Below are 4465 nucleotides of genomic sequence, written 5' to 3'. Positions count from 1 at the left end.
GGGGAAGGGGGGTGGTGTCGTTCTTCATACGGGAGAGCATTCCCCCGCAGGACGGTGGTACCTACGCGAAGGGCCCCCGCCCGGCATCAGAACCGGACAGAGGCCCATACCCACGAGTACGGCAACCATCAATTGAGGAACCCGTACGGCGGGTGACCACCTCCGCGAGAGCGGCGGCGGTTTAGCCGCTCAGAAACGCCGCGTGATGAGCGCGCGCTTCACTTCCTGGATCGCCTTCGTGACCTCGATACCGCGCGGGCAGGCGTCCGTGCAGTTGAAGGTCGTACGGCAGCGCCAGACGCCGTCCTTGTCGTTCAGGATCTCCAGGCGCTGCTCGCCCGCCTCGTCACGCGAGTCGAAGATGAAGCGGTGCGCGTTGACGATCGCCGCCGGGCCGAAGTACTGGCCGTCGTTCCAGAACACCGGGCACGAGGTCGTGCACGCGGCACACAGGATGCACTTGGTGGTGTCGTCGAAGCGCTCGCGGTCCTCGGCGGTCTGCAGACGCTCGCGCGTCGGCTCGTTGGTGTCCTTCGTGATCAGGAAGGGCATCACGTCGCGGTACGCCTGGAAGAACGGTTCCATGTCCACGACCAGGTCCTTCAGGACCGTCAGGCCCTTGATGGCCTCGACTGTGATCGGCTTCTCAGGGTTGATGTCCTTGATCAGCGTCTTGCAGGCCAGCCGGTTCTTGCCGTTGATCCGCATGGCGTCGGAGCCGCAGATGCCGTGCGCGCAGGACCGGCGGAAGGTCAGGGTGCCGTCCTGCTCCCACTTGATCTTGTGCAGCCCGTCGAGCACGCGCTCCTTCGGGTCCAGCTCCAGCTGGAAGTCCTGCCACTTCGCCTCGTCCGAGACCTCCGGGTTGAACCGGCGGATGCGGAAGGTGACGGTGATCTTCTGGGCAGCGGTGCTCTCGGCCGCGTCCAGCGCGTCCGAGTGCTTCTCAAGCGTGGGGGTGCTCATCAGTACTTACGCTCCATCGGCTGGTAGCGGGTCTGGACGACCGGCTTGTAGTCGAGGCGGATCGACTCCTTGCCGTCTGCGCCGACCTCGCGGTACGCCATGGTGTGCCGCATGAAGTTGACGTCGTCGCGGTTCGGGTAGTCCTCGCGGTAGTGACCACCGCGGGACTCCTTGCGGGCCAGCGCGGAGACCGCCATGACCTCGGCCAGGTCGAGCAGGTTGCCCAGCTCGATGGCCTCCAGCAGGTCGGTGTTGAAGCGCTTGCCCTTGTCCTGGACGGAGACGTTCAGGTAGCGCTCGCGCAGCTCGCCGATCTTCTCGACCGCAGTCTTGATCGTCTGCTCGGTGCGGAACACCATCACGTTGGCGTCCATGCACTCCTGCAGCTCGGTGCGGAGCTTGGTCACGCTCTCCGTACCGTTCGAGTCGCGCAGCCGCTCGACCTGCTCCTGGACCTGCTTCGCCGGGTCCTCGGGCAGCTCGACGAACTCGCTCTTGTGCGCGTACTCCGCGGCGGCGATGCCCGCGCGGCGGCCGAACACGTTGATGTCGAGCAGCGAGTTGGTGCCCAGGCGGTTGGCGCCGTGCACGGAGACGCAGGCGACCTCGCCGGCGGCGTACAGGCCCGGCACGACGGTGGTGTTGTCGGCCAGCACCTCGCCCTCGACGTTGGTCGGGATGCCGCCCATGGCGTAGTGCGCGGTCGGCTGGATCGGGATCGGGTCCGTGTAGGGCTCGATACCGAGGTAGGTCCGCGCGAACTCGGTGATGTCGGGCAGCTTGGCGTCCAGCTGCTCCGGCGGCAGGTGCGTGAGGTCGAGGTAGACGTGGTCGCCCTCGGGACCGCAGCCGCGGCCCTCGCGGATCTCCGTGTAGATGGAGCGCGAGACGACGTCACGCGAGGCGAGGTCCTTCATGACCGGCGCGTACTTCTCCATGAAGCGCTCGCCGTCCTTGTTGCGGAGGATGCCGCCCTCACCACGGGCGCCCTCCGTCAGCAGGATGCCCATCCGCCAGATGCCGGTCGGGTGGAACTGGAAGAACTCCATGTCCTCCAGCGGCAGCCCGCGGCGCCAGGCGGCGGCCTGGCCGTCACCGGTCAGGGTGTGCGCGTTGGAGGTCACCTTGAAGAACTTGCCGGTGCCGCCGGACGCGAAGATGATCGACTTCGCCTGGAAGACGTGGATCTCGCCGGTCGCCAGCTCGTAGGCGACGACACCGGCGGACTTCTTGACCCCGTCGACCTCGTTGAGCAGCAGGTCCAGGACGTAGAACTCGTTGAAGAACTCCACGCCCTCCTTGACGCAGTTCTGGTACAGCGTCTGGAGGATCATGTGGCCGGTGCGGTCCGAGGCGTAGCAGGACCGGCGGACCGGGGCCTCACCGTGGTTACGGGAGTGACCGCCGAAGCGGCGCTGGTCGATCGTGCCGTTCGGGGTGCGGTTGAACGGCAGGCCCATCTTCTCGAGGTCCAGGACCGAGTCGATGGCCTCCTTCGCCAGGATCTCGGCGGCGTCCTGGTCGACCAGGTAGTCGCCACCCTTGATCGTGTCGAAGGTGTGCCACTCCCAGTTGTCCTCTTCGACGTTCGCGAGCGCCGCGGCCATGCCGCCCTGCGCCGCGCCGGTGTGGGAGCGGGTCGGGTAGAGCTTCGTCAGGACGGCGGTGCGGCTGCGCTTGGTCGACTCGATGGCCGCGCGCATACCGGCGCCACCCGCGCCGACGATGACGGTGTCGTACTTGTGGATCTTCATTGTTCCAGTCAGCCCCGGCGTTAGCGGATGTTCGGGTCGAAGGTGAAGATCACCAGCGTGCCCAGAAGGACGGTGAACACCGTGGCGGCGTACAGCAGCATCTTCAGCCAGAAGCGGGTGTTGTCCCGCTGCGCGTAGTCATTGATGACCGTACGCAGGCCGTTGGCGCCGTGCAGCATCGCCAGCCACAGCATGATCAGGTCCCATGCCTGCCAGAACGGCGAGGCCCAGCGACCGGCCACGAAGGCGAAGCCGATCTTGCTCACGCCGCCGTCCAGCACCAGCTGGACCAGCAGGTGGCCGAGGACCAGGACGACCAGCACGATGCCGGACAGCCGCATGAACAGCCAGCCGTACAGCTCGAAGTTGGTCCGGGTCGACCGCGGGGTCTTCTTGGTACGGGCGCGGGGCGGCTCGATGACGGGAGCCGGGTTGTCCACGTCGTACAGGGACACGGAGTCGTTCACAGGAGTCGTCTCAGCAGAGGACATCGCGCTTCATCAGCTCCCGAACAGCGTGCGCAGGGTGTGCTGCAGCACTGGGTAGAAGGCGCCGGCCATCAGGACGGCCCAGACGCCGACAACGGTCCACAGCAGCTGCTTCTGGTACTTCGTGCCCTTGGACCAGAAGTCCACGGCTACGACGCGCAGGCCGTTGAGCGCGTGGAAGAGGATGGCGGCCACGAGGCCGTACTCCATCACGTTGACGAGAGGCGTCTTGTACGTGGCGACGACGTCGTCGTATGCCTCCGGGGAGACACGAACGAGAGCGGTGTCGAGCACGTGCACGAACAGGAAGAAGAAAATGAGGACGCCGGTGACTCGATGAGCCACCCAGGACCACATACCTTCCCGGCCGCGATACAGCGTTCCAGCCGGCACGGAAAAACCCTCCGGGAGCGGGGACTGGGGCCTGCCGGCTTCACTGTCGGTCTGGCCCGGCCGGGTACGGTCCACCGGCCCTGGCCATCGTAGCGACGACTTGTCGGTTCCTCCCGCCGGGGTCCTCAGGTGTGATCAAACAAGCACGGACGGGCGATCGGACGGCCTAACGGACGAGGAGAAAAGGGAGGATCACGGACTTTCAGCCGCAAGGTGGGCGAGGCGCCCCCGCGCGATCCGGCGCAGCTCCTCGGCGGCGACCGCGCGCTCCTCGTCCTGCTCGTGCCCCAGCCGGTCCCTGATCCCGCTCAGCACCCGGTCCAGCAGCTCGTCCTCGCGCAGCCCGTCCAGGCAGATCACGAAGGCGTGCCGGAAGCGGCGCTCGTACTCGGCGTGGGCGGCGCGCAGCGCGGTGTGCGCCGCGAGGGTGCCGCGGCCGCGGGCGCCCGCGAGCGGCTGCGGGGAGAGGGACTCCTCGGCGAGCGCCTCGGTGAGATCGCCCGGACTGAGGTCGTAGCTGGCCTCGTCGGCGGCGGCCAGCAGCGCTTCCAGGTCGGGGTACGGGCGGTGCGCGGCGATCCGGCGGGCCCAGCGGCGGCTGCCGCAGCAGGCGAGCAGCGCTCCCTCGGCGGCGCCGGCGGTGGCCGAATTGAATCGGTCGAGTCCGGACGCGCCGTCGGGCAGCGTCCACCGCGGCCGGCACGTCTGCGAAGGTATGCCGGAGCGGGGAACGTGCAGCGTGGTCGGCGGGGCGGCCGGGGGCTCGCTGGTCAGCGTGATCTCCTCGGGCAGCAGGGGACTGCGCGCGCGGGGCGCGGGACCGGGACGACTCCGTCGGGGGCAGGCGAGGGCCCCGGGGAAGGA

Annotated in this window: 5 protein-coding genes; all 5 read right to left on the bottom strand. The window is 67.9% G+C overall.

Annotation, left to right across the window (positions count from 1 at the left end):
- Positions 1–189 precede the first annotated feature (189 nt).
- Positions 190–966: a succinate dehydrogenase iron-sulfur subunit gene (locus tag CCS38_RS26635; protein WP_223735863.1), complete on the bottom strand. Its 777-nt coding sequence runs from the start codon at positions 964–966 to the stop codon at positions 190–192.
- On the bottom strand, positions 966–2720 hold the full coding sequence (gene sdhA, locus CCS38_RS26630; protein ID WP_031060012.1) for a succinate dehydrogenase flavoprotein subunit: 1755 nt from the start codon (positions 2718–2720) through the stop codon (positions 966–968). The genes CCS38_RS26635 and sdhA overlap by 1 nt, the downstream gene beginning before the upstream one ends.
- Positions 2721–2740: 20 nt before the next feature.
- Positions 2741–3211 (bottom strand): succinate dehydrogenase hydrophobic membrane anchor subunit, encoded by a 471-nt coding sequence (locus CCS38_RS26625; protein ID WP_030254128.1) that lies wholly within the window; start codon positions 3209–3211, stop codon positions 2741–2743.
- 9 nt (positions 3212–3220) lie between these two features.
- Positions 3221–3601 (bottom strand): succinate dehydrogenase, cytochrome b556 subunit, encoded by a 381-nt coding sequence (gene sdhC, locus CCS38_RS26620; protein WP_030254126.1) that lies wholly within the window; start codon positions 3599–3601, stop codon positions 3221–3223.
- Between the two features lie 192 nt (positions 3602–3793).
- On the bottom strand, positions 3794–4318 hold the full coding sequence (locus CCS38_RS26615) for a 2-oxo-4-hydroxy-4-carboxy-5-ureidoimidazoline decarboxylase (protein ID WP_372457149.1): 525 nt from the start codon (positions 4316–4318) through the stop codon (positions 3794–3796).
- Positions 4319–4465 lie beyond the last annotated feature (147 nt).

The organism is Streptomyces purpurogeneiscleroticus (assembly GCF_020024005.1).
GTDB classification, from domain to species: domain Bacteria; phylum Actinomycetota; class Actinomycetes; order Streptomycetales; family Streptomycetaceae; genus Streptomyces; species Streptomyces purpurogeneiscleroticus.
This window is presented reverse-complemented; position numbering and strand designations above follow the sequence as displayed.